Genomic DNA, 15,851 nt, shown 5'->3' with positions numbered 1-15,851 from the left:
GATTTTTGGAAAGAAAGATTGTCACCCGGCGTGTGGGTTGCGGTCCCGAATGACCCGCAGAGCGATGTCCAGCGAGACCCAGTGCGCGTCAAGGAAGCCGCGCAAGAGCTCGTCGTCCGAGCCCGCAGCCGCCTTGTCGGCATAGATGACGACAACGGCGGCATCGTCACCCTGACCGAGCATGCCCTGCCAGGCGCCGTAGAGCTTGGCCTGCCAGTCGCTGGTGAACGGCTTGCCGTTGATCCAGTAGATGTGCCAGACACGCAGACGCGGCGCCGTGGCGCCACCACCGCTGACCTGGTTGAGCGCCTGGCCGCGCAGCTCGGCAGTGCGCCATGCCTGCCCATCAACTTCGGTGCGGCCCGCGGACGTTTGCGACCAGTCCTTGGCTTCCTCACCGCCCACCAGCTGGTTGGTCGACGTGACCAGTTGGCGACCGTAGCGCTGGTCCCGGTAGTACCCGATGAAGACGCCGACAGGAGCACTACTCGCTGCGGCAGGCTCAAAGCGCCCATGCAGCGACGCCGCCGCATTCTTGAAATTGGGCTTCCAACTGCTCAAGGGCTCGGCAGACCAGGTCAAGCCAGGCAATGACGGTGCCGTCAGCTCCGGCTTGCCGTGCGGCCCGGCCTGCATCGCCTGGACGCGCAAGCCGATCGGCTGCACCAACAGCAGCATGGCCGCCACGGTCACCATGGCAAGTCGGCTGCGCGAGGCGGCCGGACGGGCTTCGCCTGGCGACGCCAACACGGGCTCGGGATCAGGGTCCGACCAGCGCGCCCCGATCATGAACATCGCCAGCATGATGAGGCCGAAGAACACCCAGCCGTAGATGATGTGGTCCACCCCCACGGCGAGCTTGTTGCCGGACAGGTGCCCCAGCATGACGATCATGTAGGCGCGCAGCCAGTTGGCCACCAGCGGCGTGACGATCGCCACCCCGACGAAGGCCCAGCGCTTGCGGTTGCCGCGGTAGTTCAGGTACGCGAACAGCGTGCCCACCATCACCGAGGCCATCAGGTAGCGGATGCCGCTGCAGGCCTGCACGACGGACCAACTTCCCGTCGGGATGACGAACTCCAGCCCCTCGCGGAACACCGGTACACCGGTGGCGCGCAGCGCGACGACCGTGAAGTCCGCCGTGCGCTCCATCAGCCAGGGCGTCAGGAAGTCGCCGAAGGGCACGGCGAAGAACAGGAACCCCAGCGGGAAGGCGATGCGGCCGGCGGCCTGCTTGCCAATGAAAGCCGGCACCAGGGTCACGCCCATGCCCACCAGTGCGAACTGCGTCGCCGCGTTGGCGGCAGCCAGGTCACCCAGCAGCCAGAGCACGCCCAGCGGCAGCAGCCACAGCAGCCACACAGGCGCGGGCTGCGGCGTGACGGACGCGAGTTCAGCACGGCGGCGCCAGACCAGCCAGGTCGAGATGGGCGGCACGACCCAGGCGTGGGCAAAGGTCTCCGAGCGGTTCCAGATCTCGACCATGGCCGCGCCGGTCGAGAAGTACAGCGCCGTGAGAAACACCCACGACAGGACCAGGCCCAGCAGCGGCAGTCGCCAGGGCTTGGGCAGGTGGATCATGCGGCCTCCAGGTGGCGGTCCAGCCCGGCCAGGTGCGCGTCCCAGCTGTAGGCGTCCAGCACGAATTCGCGCGCAGCGCGACCCGCGGCGTCGGCGGCTGCCGGGTCGGCCAGCAGCGTGCCGACACGTTCGACATACTCGCTCTCGGTGTCGGCCGGCAGTAGCCCGACCCCGACGTCCGCCGTGATGGCGCGCACGCAGCTGCCGGCGGCCACCACCGGCCGCGCCATGGCCATGGCCTCCAGTACCTTGTTCTGGATGCCGCGCGCCAGCCGCAGCGGCGCGACGACGGCCGCGGCGTGCTGAAGGTAGGGGCGCACGTCCGGCACGGTGCCGGTCACGTTGACGGCCTCGCCCGCCAGCGCCTGCACGGCCGGCGCCGGGCTGCGGCCGACGATGTGTAAACGCAATGCCGGAAAGCGTTCGCGCAGCGCCGGCAGGATGTCGCTGGCGAACCAGGTCACCGCATCGACGTTGGGCCAATAGTCCATCGCACCAGTAAACACCAGCGGCAGCTCATCGGCCACGAACGGCGTGGCCCGGGATGCGTCCGGCGTGAAGAAGTCGGCATCGACACCGTTGCCCAAAGGCGCCAGACGCAGGGTGCGGCCGGGGCTGAGCTCGCGGAACAACGCGACCTCGTTGTCGGTGACGAAGAAGCTGCAGTCGGCGGCCTCGGCCACGCGCTGCTCGAAGCCCAGCAGCCTGGCGAACTCGCGGCGGTACAGCCAGGACATCGGCCAGGCATGCTCGGGCGCGTAGTCGCGCCACTTGGCGGAGTCGACGTCGACGAAGTCCACCAGCGTCTTCACGCCGGCCAGGCCTCGCGTGTATTGCGCCATCACGCCGCTGAACACGACGATGGCATCGAAGCCGACGCGTGCCGCCGTGCCGTCCACCCAGGCCTGCAGGCCGGCGTCGCGGTAGTAGGGCAGGCTCAGCGCTTCGCCGGTCAGCAGGCCGCGCAGGCTCAACAGCTTGGCGGTACGTGGGTTCAGTCGCGCGGCGTGCAGGCTGGCGCACATCTCGCGAACGCGGGGCAGGTGCTGCTCGTCGTCGGGGTCGTCGATGAAGGTGCCGAGATGGACCTCGTGCCGCGCCGCCAGGTGCTTGAGCACATGGTAGGAGCGCACCTTGTCGCCCTTGTTGGGCGGGTAAGGCAGGCGATGGACCAGGAAGAGGATCTTCAAGGTCAGCGCCGCCCGGCCGTCGGATAACGCGGCTGCGCGCCCTCCGGGTGCAATGCGTGACGTGCACGTGGCCGCATGCTCATCTCAGCCCAGGTTCTTCACGATGAAGGGCCCGAGCCAGTTCGCGACGCCGATGGGCAGCCTGCGCCAGGCCTTGATCAGCAACTGGTACTTCGGGTTGTTCGGGTTGTTCTGCGGAATCGCCTCGCGCTTGAACAGCCGGTACTCGTAGGACAGCGGCTGCGGCTCGAAGCCCCAGTTCTTCTTGAACGAGAACGAGCCGGTGCCATGCTTGCTGCGGCCGTAGTCGAAGACCTTGAGGCCACGCGCGCAGGCCCGGCGCATCAGCTCCCAGTACTTGAAGTCGTTGGCGGCGAGGTCGCGCGCGGCCTCGTCGTCGCCTGCGTAGTAGGGCAGCACCTCGTCGCGGAAGTAGAAGCTCAGCACGGCGGACAGCGGCCGGCCGTCGGGGGCCGTGACGGTCAGCACCTCGGCATCCGGGCCGAACTCGTCCAGCAGTGCCTGAAAGTACTTCTTCGGCATGGCCGGCGTGCCATGGCGATGCACGTTGTCCGCATACAGGTCGAAGAAGCGCTCGACGCTGGCATCGACCTCGGCCTTGAGTTCGTTCTTGATCCCCTTGCGCACCATCGCCCGCTGCTTGCGCGGGATGGCCAGCATGTTGGCCTCCTCGTCGGGCAGGATGGCCTTGCGAAAGGTCACGTAGAGGTCCTGCCGCGGCCAGTCGGCATGGCGCGTGACGCCGAGGTTGCGGTATTCGAGGTGCTCGGCGCCCTGCCCTCGGGCGATCTTCTCGGCTTCGGCTTCGAGCGCCGCCGCGGCCTCGTCGTTCAGCGCCGCGACGCCGCCGTAGACGGCGAACGGGAGGCTGGTCACGGCATGGCCGAACAGCCGGCTCTTGACCTCGGCGAGCGGCAGCACGCCCTCGATGACGCCGTCACGCTCGGCGTAGAGGAAGAAGCCGCGGTGACCAAAGCTCTTCTCGATGACGCGCAGCCAACCGCTGCGGTGGAAGAACGTGGCCTGTGGATGGGCGAAGACGAATGCGTCCCAGCGCGCGGACAAGGCCTGGTCTTGCGCGGCCAGGCGCGCAATGCGGAGGGGAGAGCTCATTCAGGCCCGGCTCAGCGAGGGTGCCGAAGCACGCGGGCTGGCCTCGCGGCCCAGGAAGATCTCGTCCATGCGTCCCCAGCGGAAGTCTTCCAGCAGCCGCGCGATGCGGCCATGCGTGCGCGGGATGTTGACGTAGTGGCGAAAGCGCGTCTTGGCATCGATGCCGGCAACGCGTGGCTGCCCGGCGTCGATCTCCCAGGGGTGGAAGTAGAAGACCGCGGGTTCACCGTCGATCTCGTTGACGCGGCGGATCATCCAGCGCGACAGCGCGTACGGCAGCAGCCGGAAGTAGCCGCCGCCGCTGCTGGGCAGGTTGCGCGAGCCCATGCGCAACGTCGTCACCGGGATCTCCAGCAGGCCGTCGCGCACCGGGTAGGCAAAGCGCGGCGAGTCCGGCATGCCGTAGTGGTCGTGGGCGATGGGATAGACGCTGCTGGAGTAGCGGTAGCCGGCGTCGCGCAGCACGTCGAAGGCCCACAGGTTGCGTTTGCCGATGGAAAAGCTCGGCGCGCGGTAGCCGACGACGGGCACGCCGCCGAGATCTTCCAGCAGCTTCTTGGCGCTGCTGATGTCCTGCAGGAAGGCCGCGGGACTCAAGTCGCTGGCACGCTCATGGCCATGGCCGTGGCTGGCCAGCTCATGGCCGCCGGCGACGATGGCCTTGACGATCTGCGGGTAGCGCTGGGCAATCCAGCCCAGCGTGAAGAACGTCGCCCTGACCTGCTTCTCGGCCAGCAGCGCCAGGATGCGCTCGATGTTGCGCTCCACGCGGCACTCAAGGCCTTCCCAGTCATCGCGGCGGATGTAGGGCGCAAAGGCCGAGACCTGGAAGTAGTCCTCCACGTCGATGCTCATGGCATTGCGCAGGGCGGGAGTCTTGGTGGGCATCAACATGGCAACCTCGATATCAATGCTGCTTGACAGCGTCGACGAGCTTCTGCAGCAGCGCCAGCGTCTGCAGGTTGATGCGCTCCAGCCGCATCATGCTGCGCTCCAGGCGCTGCAGGCGGTCCGTCTGGTGGTCGGCACTGAGCGCCGCGATCTCGGACGACAGCCCGTCGACGTCGGCGACGCTCATCTTCAGCTTCGCGATATCCAGCGAGCCCGGCACGCTGGCTGCGCCGTCGAGGGCGCCGGGCCGGCTGTCAGGCAGCCTGGCCGGCACGCTGTCCAGCGGGCTGACATCGCTGTGCCTGGGCGTTTCGCTCTCTTGAGCGATGTCGCGCAGCACTTCCTTCACATCGGCCAGCGTCAGGTGCGTACGGCCTTGCATGAAACCCAGCAGCAGCAGGCGGTCGCACAGCCGGTTGATGCGTCGCGGGATGCCGTTGCTGGCCTTGTGGATGGCCGGGAAGGCGTCGTGGTCGAAGGTGGGCTTGCCGGTGGAACCCGCGCACTTCAGGCGGTGCTCCATGTAGCGTTGCGTCTCGTCCTCGTCCATCGGGCCGATGTGGCAAGTGGCTGCGACGCGCTGACGGAACTGCTCCATCTCGGGCCGCTGCAGGATGCCGCGGAACTCGGGCTGGCCGACGAGAAAGGTCTGCAGCAGCGACTGGTTGCTGAACTGGAAGTTGGACAGCATGCGCAGTTCCTCGACCGCGCGCGCCGTCAGGTTCTGCGCCTCGTCGACGATCAGCAGGCAGCGCTTGCCCTGGGTGACCTGGTTGACGAAGAACGCCTCCAGCGTCATCAGCAGCTCGGACTTGGGCGCGTCCTTCACCCGCACACCGAACGCGGCCCCCACCATGCGCAAGGTGTCTTCCGCATCCAGTTGGGTGGTCACGACGTTGCCGATGACGACGTTGCTGCGGTTCAGGCTGTCCAGCAGGCCGCGCAGCAGCGTCGTCTTGCCGGCACCGATCTCGCCGGTGATGACGATGAAGCCGTCGTTGCGCAGCACGCCGTAGTCCAGGTACGCCTTCGCCCGGCGATGCTGCTTGCTGCCGTAGTAGAAGTTGGGGTCCGGGCTGAGCTGGAAGGGCTTGCTGCTCAGGCCGTAGAAGGCTTCGTACATGTCAGTGAGGCCCGGCCGCCCGCAAGCACACCCGCGCACCTTGCCGAAGGTGCGAATGGCGTGAACGCGAGGGTTTTTTCATGTCAGAACTGTTGGGTCAGGTTGGCGTACACCGCATTCTCGGCGTAGGACGTGACGCCTTCGAAGCGGCTGTGGCGCGAGCCGAGCTGCAAGCTGATGCGGGCGCCGAGACGGCCGGTCCAGTTCAGCGCCAGACTGGTGATTTGGGCGCCAGGGGTGCCCGGATCACCGATGCTCTGCTGCCGTGACCCCGTCAGCGACAGGCTGGACACGGGCGTGAGCTGGTAGCTGCCCGACAAGGTGTACGACCGCTGCTCGATGCGGGCATTGGTGGCCAGGTCGCCCTGGTTCAGGTTGTCGCCCAGGCGGGTGGTGACCGCCCGGGCCACCGTGGCCGTCAGATTGGTGCGCACGCCCTGCAATGCAAAGCTGAGCATCTGGTTGCGCAATTCACTCGGTCCGCTGGACAGGAAGCCGAGCGACAACGGCGCATCGGGTGACAGGCCCTGCGACAGCAGCAGCGCGCGCACCAGCGCGTCCCGCTTGATCGGGTCAGGCTCCACGGATGCATACATCAGGAAGTACAGGTCGTAGACGGTGCGCACCCCGCCAGTCGCGCCGGTATTGCCCAGCATGACATTGCGCATATCCGACAAGCTCACCACCGCATGGGCCATGCGGTGCTCCAGCGTCAGGCCGTGGCTGTTGCCGTACTGGTGGCGCTGCCAGTCCGCGTTCACGCGGGTGCGCGGCGTGGGCGTCCACTGGGCGGAAACACCGCCCGTGAAGCCCTGCTGAGAGTTGCCTCCGCCGCTGAGGTAATCATTGCGTTCACGACCCGCATTGCCCGAGAACGACCAGTCAGGGTCCGGCCGGTAGTTGAGGCCCGCAATCATTGAACTGCTGCTGTTGGATGGCGCTGCGTCGGGCCGCACCCGCTGGGTGCTGGCCGTTGCGTACCAGCCCAGCGCCCCGGGGGCGAGTTGCGCGACACGCAGCGTTGCGCCCGTACCTCGACTGTCACCCAGGCTGCTGCCGCGGACTTCGGTGATCGAGAAGTTGCCACGCAGATCGAAGCTGGCGAATCCCCCCAATTGGCCGCGCAGCGAGGGGGACGCATTGAGCGTGCCGCTTTCGTGCTGATTGGGGTTGCCCAGCGTGGCCACGGCACCCTGCGATCCCAGCGTCGGCGTGGCCTGCAGGCCGAAGGCGGACTGGCTCTGCTGGCCGATGTTGGCCTGCGCATCGACATAGAAAGTGCCCGGGATGATCTCGGCCTGGCCGTTCGCCGTCAGCGAGTTCTGCAGTTGCGAGCCCTGGCTGGACTTCAGATAGGCGATGCCGTTGAGCGAGTAGTCCAAGGAGCCACGCACGGAGCCGCTGTTGCTCACCATGCTGAGCCCCGGCGATACCGTGGTGATCAGCGCTGCATCCTTTTCGGTTTCGCTGAGCTTGAGGTTGTCGGTCCAGGTCAGAGAGACGCCGATCCGCGGCCGGATCGACGAGCCGCCCGACTGACCGGCGCCAGTAGCGCTGTCCTGCTGGGCGTGGGCCGCCACCGCAAAGATGGCAAGGGCCAGGAGCAGATGGCGCGACTCAGGACTGAGCCGAGTCATTGCTGCCATAGCCATAGCCGTAACCATAACCGTACCCATAGCCCTGCCCATAGCCGTATCCGCCGGCAGCGTTGGGACTGGCCTGATTGAGCAGCATCATCTTCACCGGGCAATTCTCGATGGTCGCCAGCGCTTGCTGAATGGCGCTCTGAGGTGTCTTTTCGGCGTGCACGACGATGACGATCTGCCCCATGTGCGTCGCCAGCACGCGGGACTCCGTCGTCAGCAGCAGCGGCGGCGAGTCGAAGATGATGATGCGATCCGGGTAGCGTTTGGCCATGTCTTCCAGCAGATGGCTCATCGCGTCGCTGGCGAGCAATTCGGTCGCGCGCGGATGCGGTGTGCCGCTGGGAAGGATGGTGAGCTTCTCGACGTTGGTCCGCAAAAGCACCTCGGCCATCTCAACGCGCTCTTCGAGCACGTCCAACAGCCCCGGCCCCTGCGGCAAGCCCAGCATGCGCAGCACCGACGGGCGCGCCACGTCCGCATCCACGAGCATGACGGTGTTGTCCAGTTCCGCCGCAATGCTCAGGGCCAGGTTGATGGACGTGAAGCTCTTGCCCTCTCCGGCCAGTGCACTCGTCACCATCAGCAGGTTGGCATGGTTGATCGTCGCGGCACCTTTGCTCATCGCGTTCTTGATCAGCGGCCGCTTGATGACGCGATATTGGTCACCCGTCTGGGAGCGCGGCGTGTGCGGCATCAGGAAACCCTGGGCCGCAAGGGCGACGACATCCAGTTCGACTCGCTTGGAAGATGGGCTCAACCCATCGTCAAGCACCGAAATGCCGACATTGGCGCGCGGCGCCTCTGCGGCCGGTGCGACGGCCGTCGAGGAGGGGGCGGGCGTTTCGACCGCAGGCAAGCGCGCTGGTGCGGAGCCAGGCAGCGTCTGCTCGTCGCCCGGCAGGACAACGCCGGCTTGACGCAGTTGTTCCAGTCGCTGGGCTGCTTGTTCGATCAGGCTCGTCATCTCAAACCACCTGCCGACTCAGTTGGACGGCCAACACCGTCAGCGCGATGGCGAACATCACCAACAGACCTCCGGCTCCTGCCGAAAAGCGGACCAGATCCACACGCTGACGCGCACGGTCAGCGTCCGTGACCAACCGCGTCACAACGCCCAGGATGGGCAGTTCAACGCGGGCGCGCAGGTCGTTCACGTCATGAAACACCGGTCGCAGTTGACTCGACGCAAACGTCGTGAAGATGCCGATGCCCAGCGCGCCGGCCATCGCGCCGGCGAGCAGCAGCAAACGGTTGGGCGCCACAGGCTTGGGATTGGCGCGTGGCGGGTCGATGACGCGGAAGTCGGCAACGCCGGAGGCGACATCCAGTTCTCCGGAAATCGACGCCTGCTCGCGGCGCTGCACGAGGTCCTCATAGTTGCGCTTCTGGATGGCGTAATCGCGATTGAGCTGCGCCGCCTCCGCCTCAACCTGCGGCGCCGTCTTCATGCTTGACATGGCCAGCGCATAACGGGACGAATACTCGTCGACACGCGCCCTCAGCGCCGCGACCTGCACCTCTGCCGTCGCCAGCAGGCGCACCATCTCTTGCACGGCAAGACTCCCGCCGCCCTGAGCGGCTGCCACTGTCGGCATGTTCATCGCCTGCTTGCGCAGTTCAGCGACTTCGCGCTTGCGCTGCTCTTCCAGGTCTTTGATGAGCTTGCGCGTCGCGACGATGTCCGGATGTTGGTCCGTGTAGCGCTGCAGCAATGCGTCCAGGTTGCGGCGCTGGTCGGCCAGGCGCGCATCGATCTCGGGCGTGCTGACGTTGGCCGTGGATTCCTGAATCAGGCTCTGCACCGTCGTCTGCGCGCCGCCGCGGTTTTTTTCCGCTTCCAGCTGCGTCTTGGCCGCGTCACGGGCATTCACCGCCTCGCGATATTCGAGCCTGGCGCGCTCGAGCTGGGTCGAGAGCTCGGCGATGCGGGAGGCGGAATCCTTGCCGTCGCCCGCGCCACTGGACAGATTCTTCAGCCGGAATTCCTTCAGGCGGGTCTCCGCCTCTTCCAGCTTGGTTTCGTAGGCCTTGATCTGCTCATTGATGAACGTTGTCGCCGTCGACGTGCCCTGGCGAGTCTGGCCGAGACTGGACTCGACGAAGATGGACACCAGCGCCTGCACCACGCGCTTGGCGGTCTCGGGGTCGCTGTCACGGTAGCCGAGGATGTAGAGGTTGTCGCGCCCGCTGCTCTGGATGGACAAGTTGCTCGTCACCGTCTCGATGGTGGCCTCCTGCTGGGCCTTGGACTGGTTCTTCAGGTCGAGGTCCGCCATGCGGACCAGCTTCTCGACATTCGGGCGGCTGATCAACGTGCGACTCAGCATCGTCACCTGCTGCTCGACGTTGGGCTGGATCGCCAGGCCCGACATCAGCGGCTTCAGGATGGACTGCGTGTCCACATAGATCCGCGCGCTGGCTTCATAACGGTCGGGCAAGACGAACACCACCACGGCACCGATGAGTCCCGCGACCCAGGCCACGCCCAGGCCGACCCAGCGGTATTTCCACATCCGCCGGGCAATCATCAGCAGCTGAGCAATCAGCAATTCCATCGGGAACAGTCTCGGTTAAATCTATCGCAGGGACGAACGAGCGATCGGCCGACCGCCACCACCATTCAGAACAGGCTCTGAGGAATGATGAGGATGTCCCCCGGGCGCATCTCGACATTGGCAGACACATCCCCGCGCTTGATGAGGTCCTTCAAGCGCACGGAATACTGCTTGTTGCCTTCAGCGGTACGCAGGATGGTCGCGCTGTTGCCGGCGGCGAAATCGGTCAGACCGCCGACCGCGATCATCACGTCGAGCACCGTCATCTTTTGCTTGTACGGCAGGAACTGCGGCTTTGCAGCCTCGCCGACCACACGAATCTGTTCGCTGTAGGGGCCGATGAAACCCGTGACGATGACGGTCACGATCGGGTCGCGCACGTACTTGCCCAACTGCTTCTCGACCTCGCGCGCCACCTGCACGGAGGTCTTGCCCTGGACCACCATCTCGTCGACCAGCGGCGCCGCGATCTTGCCGTCAGGGCGGACCGGCACCGACATGGACAACTCGGGGTTGCGCCAGACCTGGATGTTGAGGTTGTCGCCAGCACCAATGATGTAGCTGTAGTCGTCGTTCGCAACGGTCACGGGCGCTGCCGGATGGCTGGTGCTGGCGCAACCCGACAACAACACGAGCGCCAATCCAGCCAAAGACTGCACCGAAAAAAACCGGCCAGTCCGGCCGGGGCGACTCGCCGCGTTACCAACCGGCATCCACTGCGCACCGCTGTCATTCGAAGCATGAATGGTGTTCAAGACGAGTCCTCTGTGGGTCTGTTCATCGAGGGCCAGGATCACGGCGAGCATGTCGCCAGCGTCCCAGGCTGAAGCCTTGGAATCATGCCATAGCGCCTCGCCTTGCCTGGCAACCTAAACCGGGGGCGCGGCGCGTACAACGCGGACTTTCACACGCCCGCTGCGCCTGGCGTCTGCGGCGCGTCGGCGAGGTTGTACCGACCGGGCGCGATCAGATTGTCAGGATCGAAGACCGACTTGAGCCCCCAGACAGTGCGCCAGAAAGGATCTCGCGAATCGACGATGTCTTCCATCATGTCCGCCCGCGCTCGATACACCTCCAGACCACGCGAGCGTAAATATTCCCACACCGCTTTCGCACAGGCCCGGGCATTCCCCACCGCCACGGCGTCGCTGCGGTCGAACAGGAGATTGGCCACGGCAACCAGCGATGTCGTGGTTTCAATATTCAGCGTCACATACAACTCGTGGCCGAATCCCGCCGCCACGGATTTCATGCCATCGACGACGCCCACCACCGCTGCGCCATCCATCGGGAGCGCTGGGTTGATGAATATCAGGCCGCAGCGGGAGTCATCCAGGTTTCGCGCGGCCGTCTGCGACTGGCCGAATCGCCACAGCAGATTGGCAATGGCCGCATCCGTGGGGCGACCGTCGGCCAGGCCGTGCAGGGGCCGAATGGCAGCGATCGCGGCAGCATTGGCCCGCGCCCACGGCCAGATGCGGCGCAAAGGATGCAGCAGCCGGAATCCGCCCGCCAACTTTGCGTCGTCCACCACGGTCAGCCGGGCAATGCCGCCCAGCACCCGCTTCACCTCCGCGACGGCCGCCTTGACCTGGGCCGGGCTGCCCGCCACACCGCCCAGGCTCGTCCACTCATACGGCGCCACGGTCGCGAGCGCCCGGTCCGCCTCGGCCACCAGGGCCGCGCCCGACAACCCGCAGGATGCACTCAGATAGTCGCTGATGCCCGACATCATGCTGGCCCGCGTGCGGGCCTGGTTGCCCACGTGGGTCACGCCACTCATGACCCCGAGGCGCTTGAGCAGCGCCTGCCCATCGAGGAACTGCGCCAGTTTCGAAGCGTCGCGCAGGGCCAGAGAGACGGCGACGGATCGCGCGGGGCGCGGCAAGAGCTTCAGGCAGGCACTGGTCACGATGCCGAAATTGCCCTGGAAAAACAGCCCGTCCATCATCGGCCCCAGGCCGTAGGGGTGGGTGTGTGCGAGTGGCGAATCCTCACCCAGGCGGCGAAAGCCGGTTTTCAGCAGATCGCCCAGGCCGGTGACGATCTCCAAGCCGAAAACGTCTTCGCGACGTGGGCCGAGGTAGCCGACACCGCGGTCCAGGGCATTGCCCAGGATGCTGGTATCCATGGACGAGCCGGTCACATTGAAACTCAGGCCGGGGTGGAACTCGCGCAGGAACTCCTGCAACTGACGCTGGGTCACCCCCGGCTCTATGACGGCAACAGGCTGGGTCGTGGAAATCTCGGACGCATTGCGGATGCGGTTCATGCCGCTCAAGTCCAGCAGCACCGCCCCCGGCTGGGGTGGCGTGGCAGAGCCGTAGCCCCAGTTCAGGCCGGTGGAGACGGGATAGAGCGGCCGCGACTCCCGCCGGGCGCGCTCCACACAGGCCTGCACGTCGCCCACCGACGTCGGTCGCCAGCACTCCAGTTCGCCCCGATCACAACCTGTGACATTGCCCGTGTCGCGCCGCGCCGCGCGATGCAGATTCAAAGACTGCTCCACATCACCCTCATTTCCGCGCCCCCCTGTCACTGTCGGTGGACTTTACAGCGACCGCCTCGATCACCACAAAGCAGCGGCGGCGCATCATGGAGCAGCTCGCCAACACATTGTTTTTAAAAGACAAAATGCGCCGCTCAAGAAACTGGCACGCTCCCTGCTTAGTACACATCGTCCGGGGCAGCGCCCCAACTTCTAGCAAGTGAATCAAGGAGATTCAAATGAGCAAGACCCTGAAGACGCTGTTTGCTGCCGCCGCCCTCGCAGCGACGACGCTCGCTTCCGCCACGCCTATCGTCGGCATCGCCAACCTGACCATCGGTCAGGTCATCGTGCGCAACGGCAGTGTGGACTGGAACAACGATCCGACCAACATCGATCCCCCCCCGAACGGCGCCAACATCACGACCGGCGATTTCCGCGTCATCAACACGCGCACGGGCTCCTTCCTGACCGGCACGCCGCAACTGTCCCTCGGCACCATCCGCGACATGGCCGATCCGGCCATCCTGCCTGGTGACACCGGCAACGCATTCCCGCTCGGCACGGTGACGAATGTCCACAATTTCCTGACGTTCGCTGCTCAGCCGAACTGGATTTTCGACGCGACCTACCTGGTCCCCGGCTACCTGGGCATTTCGCCCTTCGTGCTGACGCAGCAAGGCACCAACGTGGGCGTCACGATGACGATCTACGGCACCGCCTGCGATGACCTGAACCTGAGCGGCACTTGCAACGCTGGTGATGACATCACCAAGTGGACGGGCATTTTCAGCGCACAGTTCACCAACACGACCGTTGCCGAGATTGCGGCCACGATCCTGGGCGGCGGCGCACTGGGCAACAACACCTGGTCTGCCACCATCGAAGCAACCGCGCTGCCCGAGCCGACGTCCGTCGCGCTGGTCGGTCTGGCCCTGGCTGGCGTGGGCTTCGTCAGCCGCCGTCGCCAAGCCAAGTAATCAGCGGCGACCTCGCTTCGCTGATCGCACAAACCCCGCTTCGGCGGGGTTTTTTATTGGCTCTCTGTATGTGATCCGTGACGGGCTTAGACAGCCCCTCAGCGCGCAAGCGGTCAGGACACCGACCAGAAATGAGCCTGCCTCACGCTTGAAGCCTCGCCGCTTTCGCTGCCTGGATTGCAGTGACCGACGGCCCACTGAAATCAGCGCGCCTCCACAACGGCGAGCATCGCCGCGGCATCCCGCACGGGAACGGCATAGCTGATGCCGCTCGGCGCGCTGAGCGCGGACTCCTTGGTGCCTTTGACCAGCACCATGCTGACGACGCCCACGACGTCACCTGTCTCGACGTCGATGACCGGGCCACCACTGTTGCCCGGGTAAGCCGTGGCGTCGAGCTGCACGACTTCGAAGGCACCCTGCCGCAATTGCCTCACCGCCCGCTCGCTGAGGCCCTGCGGACCGGTAGCGGGGGGCACGATGGCCGTGCGGGCGGACACGATGCCCCGATGGGTCACGTGGGAATAGCCCAAAGCACCGCCGATGGGGAAACCGATCAGGGCGATGGCCGTGCCTTCGGGCGCTTCTGTCACGGCCAGGCGCAGCGCCGGCACCGGCGGCCCGTCGATCTGCAGCAGCGCCAGATCATGGGCGATGTCTTTGCTGACCAGCTTGGCCGCGCGCATCACCCATTGCAGTTCGGGCGTCCAGACCTGGACGGCGATGCTGCGATCAATCCTGCCTGGCGTTTCCTCGGGAATCACGTGCGCGTTGGTCAGCACATGAAGCCCGCCGGCCACGACGAAGCCGGTGCCGCGGAAGCCGAAGCGAGGGTTGTCCATCAACCCGTAGCTGCCGACGAGGACGACGGAGCGCTTGGCGCGCGCCACCAGGTCAGGCAGCGTGCCGGCGCGAACGCCAGCACTCATGCAGGCCAGTGCAGCGGCCCCCAAGCCCAGCAGACGCCGGCGCTCAGCCCTCACAGGTCGCCCGCGACATGCTCGGTTTCCAGCGCGCTGACCGCGCGGCGCCAGACCTCGTCGGGCTCTTCGAGCTTGAAACCATAGAACTCGCCAGTGTCGGTATGGTGGTGGCGCATCACCGTCACATCGAGCGTCGCCTTGTCCTGGCTGCCCAGTTCAACCCTGACCAAGCCCTCTGCCCCGACGGGGATGTCCAGCCTGGACTGGGCCTGGAAGCCCGACAGCGAAATCTCGATGACCGTCATCACGATGGCGCGCTCGCCGCCCTCGACGCGCAGGCGCAACTCGGCCGGGCAGCGCAGCGAGAAGCGTTGATGGCGCCGCATCGGATGGAATCCCGTCGCCGAGCCGCTCATCATCGGCAGCACGGCGCGGAACTCGGGCTGGTCGTAGATCGACCACAGCAGCGCCTTGCGGCGGTCGTCGAGCTCCTCGAAGACCTTGCTGCGCTGATTGAAGAAATGATCGAGGATGGCGGGCGTCAGCACCGGGTCGTTGGTCGTGAAGTAGCGGCGCTTGGGCAGCTTGATGTTCGCCAAGCGCAGCGTGACGAAGTAGCGGTGCAGGTTCTTGCGGTCCTTGCGCTTGCCGTAGACGCGCCGGAATATCTCCTTGGCGACCGGCAGGTCCAGCGTTGCACCAACCGCCGGTGCGCCGTTGGCAAAGTCGTACTTGTCGACGACGTTCTCCTGCAGGCGCTCGAAGAACAGCAGCGACTCGTAGAGCTCGATCTTGTCCGGGTTGACGGCGATCACGAGGTGGCGCGTGTCGAAGTACTCGGTGCAGTACTCGTACATGAACTTCATCAGCGGGAACAGGATGGCACCGCCCGTCTTGCGGAAATCCGGGTGCACGGCGAGCGCCGAGATCTCGGCGATCTGCCCCTGCTTGGCGCGCAATTTGCTGAGGTCGAAGACCGACTGCAACGGGAAACCAAACACGCCTTCACGGATCATCGACATCGTGCCAACGACGCGGCCCTCGTACTTGGCGCACAGCGTCGTCGTCGTCGGCAGCGCGTGATACATGGTCACGCGCAGGCCCGATGGCGACGGTTTCATGAAGCCGCTGGCGACGTAGGCGTCATGCAGGATGCGAAAGCAGTCCTCCAGTTCCTCGCGGGTCTCGGCAACCTTGAGTTCCAGCCGCGGGTCGGGTGCCGGGTCGCAATCGATCATGCTGCGATAGATGCCATGCCGCGTGTCTCGCGGCAGGCGTGCGAAGGCCCGCCGCATCAACTGATGCAGGCGCTTCCTGAAACTTGCTTGCTTGATCTGCAT

Annotated in this window: 13 protein-coding genes; 1 reads left to right on the top strand and 12 read right to left on the bottom strand. The window is 65.8% G+C overall.

Translation table 11 applies throughout. The features are described from left to right. Window positions 1-21: 21 nt before the first annotated feature. From xrtA to ACO07H_RS10490, 10 genes are all read right to left on the bottom strand, one after another. On the bottom strand, window positions 22-1,581 hold the full coding sequence (gene xrtA / locus ACO07H_RS10535; protein WP_422013818.1) for an exosortase A: 1,560 nt from the start codon (window positions 1,579-1,581) through the stop codon (window positions 22-24). Continuing rightward, complete coding sequence (locus ACO07H_RS10530) at window positions 1,578-2,771, bottom strand: TIGR03087 family PEP-CTERM/XrtA system glycosyltransferase (protein WP_422013816.1); 1,194 nt, start codon at window positions 2,769-2,771, stop codon at window positions 1,578-1,580. The genes xrtA and ACO07H_RS10530 overlap by 4 nt, the downstream gene beginning before the upstream one ends. A gap of 84 nt (window positions 2,772-2,855) precedes the next feature. Continuing rightward, window positions 2,856-3,857 carry a FemAB family XrtA/PEP-CTERM system-associated protein gene (locus ACO07H_RS10525; protein WP_422018627.1) on the bottom strand — a complete coding sequence of 334 codons (1,002 nt, stop codon included), beginning with the start codon at window positions 3,855-3,857 and terminating at the stop codon, window positions 2,856-2,858. Window positions 3,858-3,905: 48 nt separating this feature from the next. Next, a complete protein-coding gene (locus ACO07H_RS10520) occupies window positions 3,906-4,799 on the bottom strand; it encodes an XrtA system polysaccharide deacetylase (RefSeq protein ID WP_422013814.1) in 894 nt (297 codons plus the stop codon). Between the two features lie 13 nt (window positions 4,800-4,812). Further along, a complete protein-coding gene (locus ACO07H_RS10515) occupies window positions 4,813-5,919 on the bottom strand; it encodes an XrtA/PEP-CTERM system-associated ATPase (RefSeq protein WP_422013812.1) in 1,107 nt (368 codons plus the stop codon). Window positions 5,920-6,002: 83 nt separating this feature from the next. Continuing rightward, entirely contained in the window at window positions 6,003-7,583 is a 1,581-nt protein-coding gene (locus ACO07H_RS10510; RefSeq protein ID WP_422013810.1) for a TIGR03016 family PEP-CTERM system-associated outer membrane protein, read from the bottom strand. Then, window positions 7,537-8,529 carry an XrtA-associated tyrosine autokinase gene (locus ACO07H_RS10505; RefSeq protein ID WP_422013808.1) on the bottom strand — a complete coding sequence of 331 codons (993 nt, stop codon included), beginning with the start codon at window positions 8,527-8,529 and terminating at the stop codon, window positions 7,537-7,539. Before ACO07H_RS10505 ends, ACO07H_RS10510 begins: the two co-directional genes overlap by 47 nt. Window position 8,530: 1 nt before the next feature. Continuing rightward, a complete protein-coding gene (locus ACO07H_RS10500; protein WP_422013806.1) occupies window positions 8,531-10,120 on the bottom strand; it encodes an XrtA system polysaccharide chain length determinant in 1,590 nt (529 codons plus the stop codon). Window positions 10,121-10,185: 65 nt separating this feature from the next. Continuing rightward, window positions 10,186-10,833 (bottom strand): XrtA/PEP-CTERM system exopolysaccharide export protein, encoded by a 648-nt coding sequence (locus ACO07H_RS10495; protein WP_422018626.1) that lies wholly within the window; start codon window positions 10,831-10,833, stop codon window positions 10,186-10,188. Window positions 10,834-11,024: 191 nt separating this feature from the next. Further along, window positions 11,025-12,617: an FAD-binding oxidoreductase gene (locus tag ACO07H_RS10490; RefSeq protein WP_422013804.1), complete on the bottom strand. Its 1,593-nt coding sequence runs from the start codon at window positions 12,615-12,617 to the stop codon at window positions 11,025-11,027. A gap of 230 nt (window positions 12,618-12,847) precedes the next feature. Here ACO07H_RS10490 and ACO07H_RS10485 point away from each other — a divergent pair, with 230 nt between their 5' ends. After that, complete coding sequence (locus ACO07H_RS10485) at window positions 12,848-13,588, top strand: PEP-CTERM sorting domain-containing protein (RefSeq protein ID WP_422013802.1); 741 nt, start codon at window positions 12,848-12,850, stop codon at window positions 13,586-13,588. Window positions 13,589-13,791: 203 nt separating this feature from the next. Here the strand turns inward: ACO07H_RS10485 and ACO07H_RS10480 are convergent, their stop codons facing one another. Further along, window positions 13,792-14,478 carry a S1 family peptidase gene (locus ACO07H_RS10480; protein WP_422013800.1) on the bottom strand — a complete coding sequence of 229 codons (687 nt, stop codon included), beginning with the start codon at window positions 14,476-14,478 and terminating at the stop codon, window positions 13,792-13,794. A gap of 89 nt (window positions 14,479-14,567) precedes the next feature. Continuing rightward, entirely contained in the window at window positions 14,568-15,851 is a 1,284-nt protein-coding gene (locus ACO07H_RS10475; RefSeq protein WP_422013798.1) for a GNAT family N-acetyltransferase, read from the bottom strand.

This window comes from Roseateles sp. (assembly GCF_965229315.1).
In the GTDB taxonomy this organism is placed as follows: Bacteria; Pseudomonadota; Gammaproteobacteria; order Burkholderiales; family Burkholderiaceae_C; genus Pelomonas.
The sequence above is the reverse complement of the archived record's forward strand: the minus strand, read 5'-3'. Positions and strand labels throughout refer to the sequence as shown.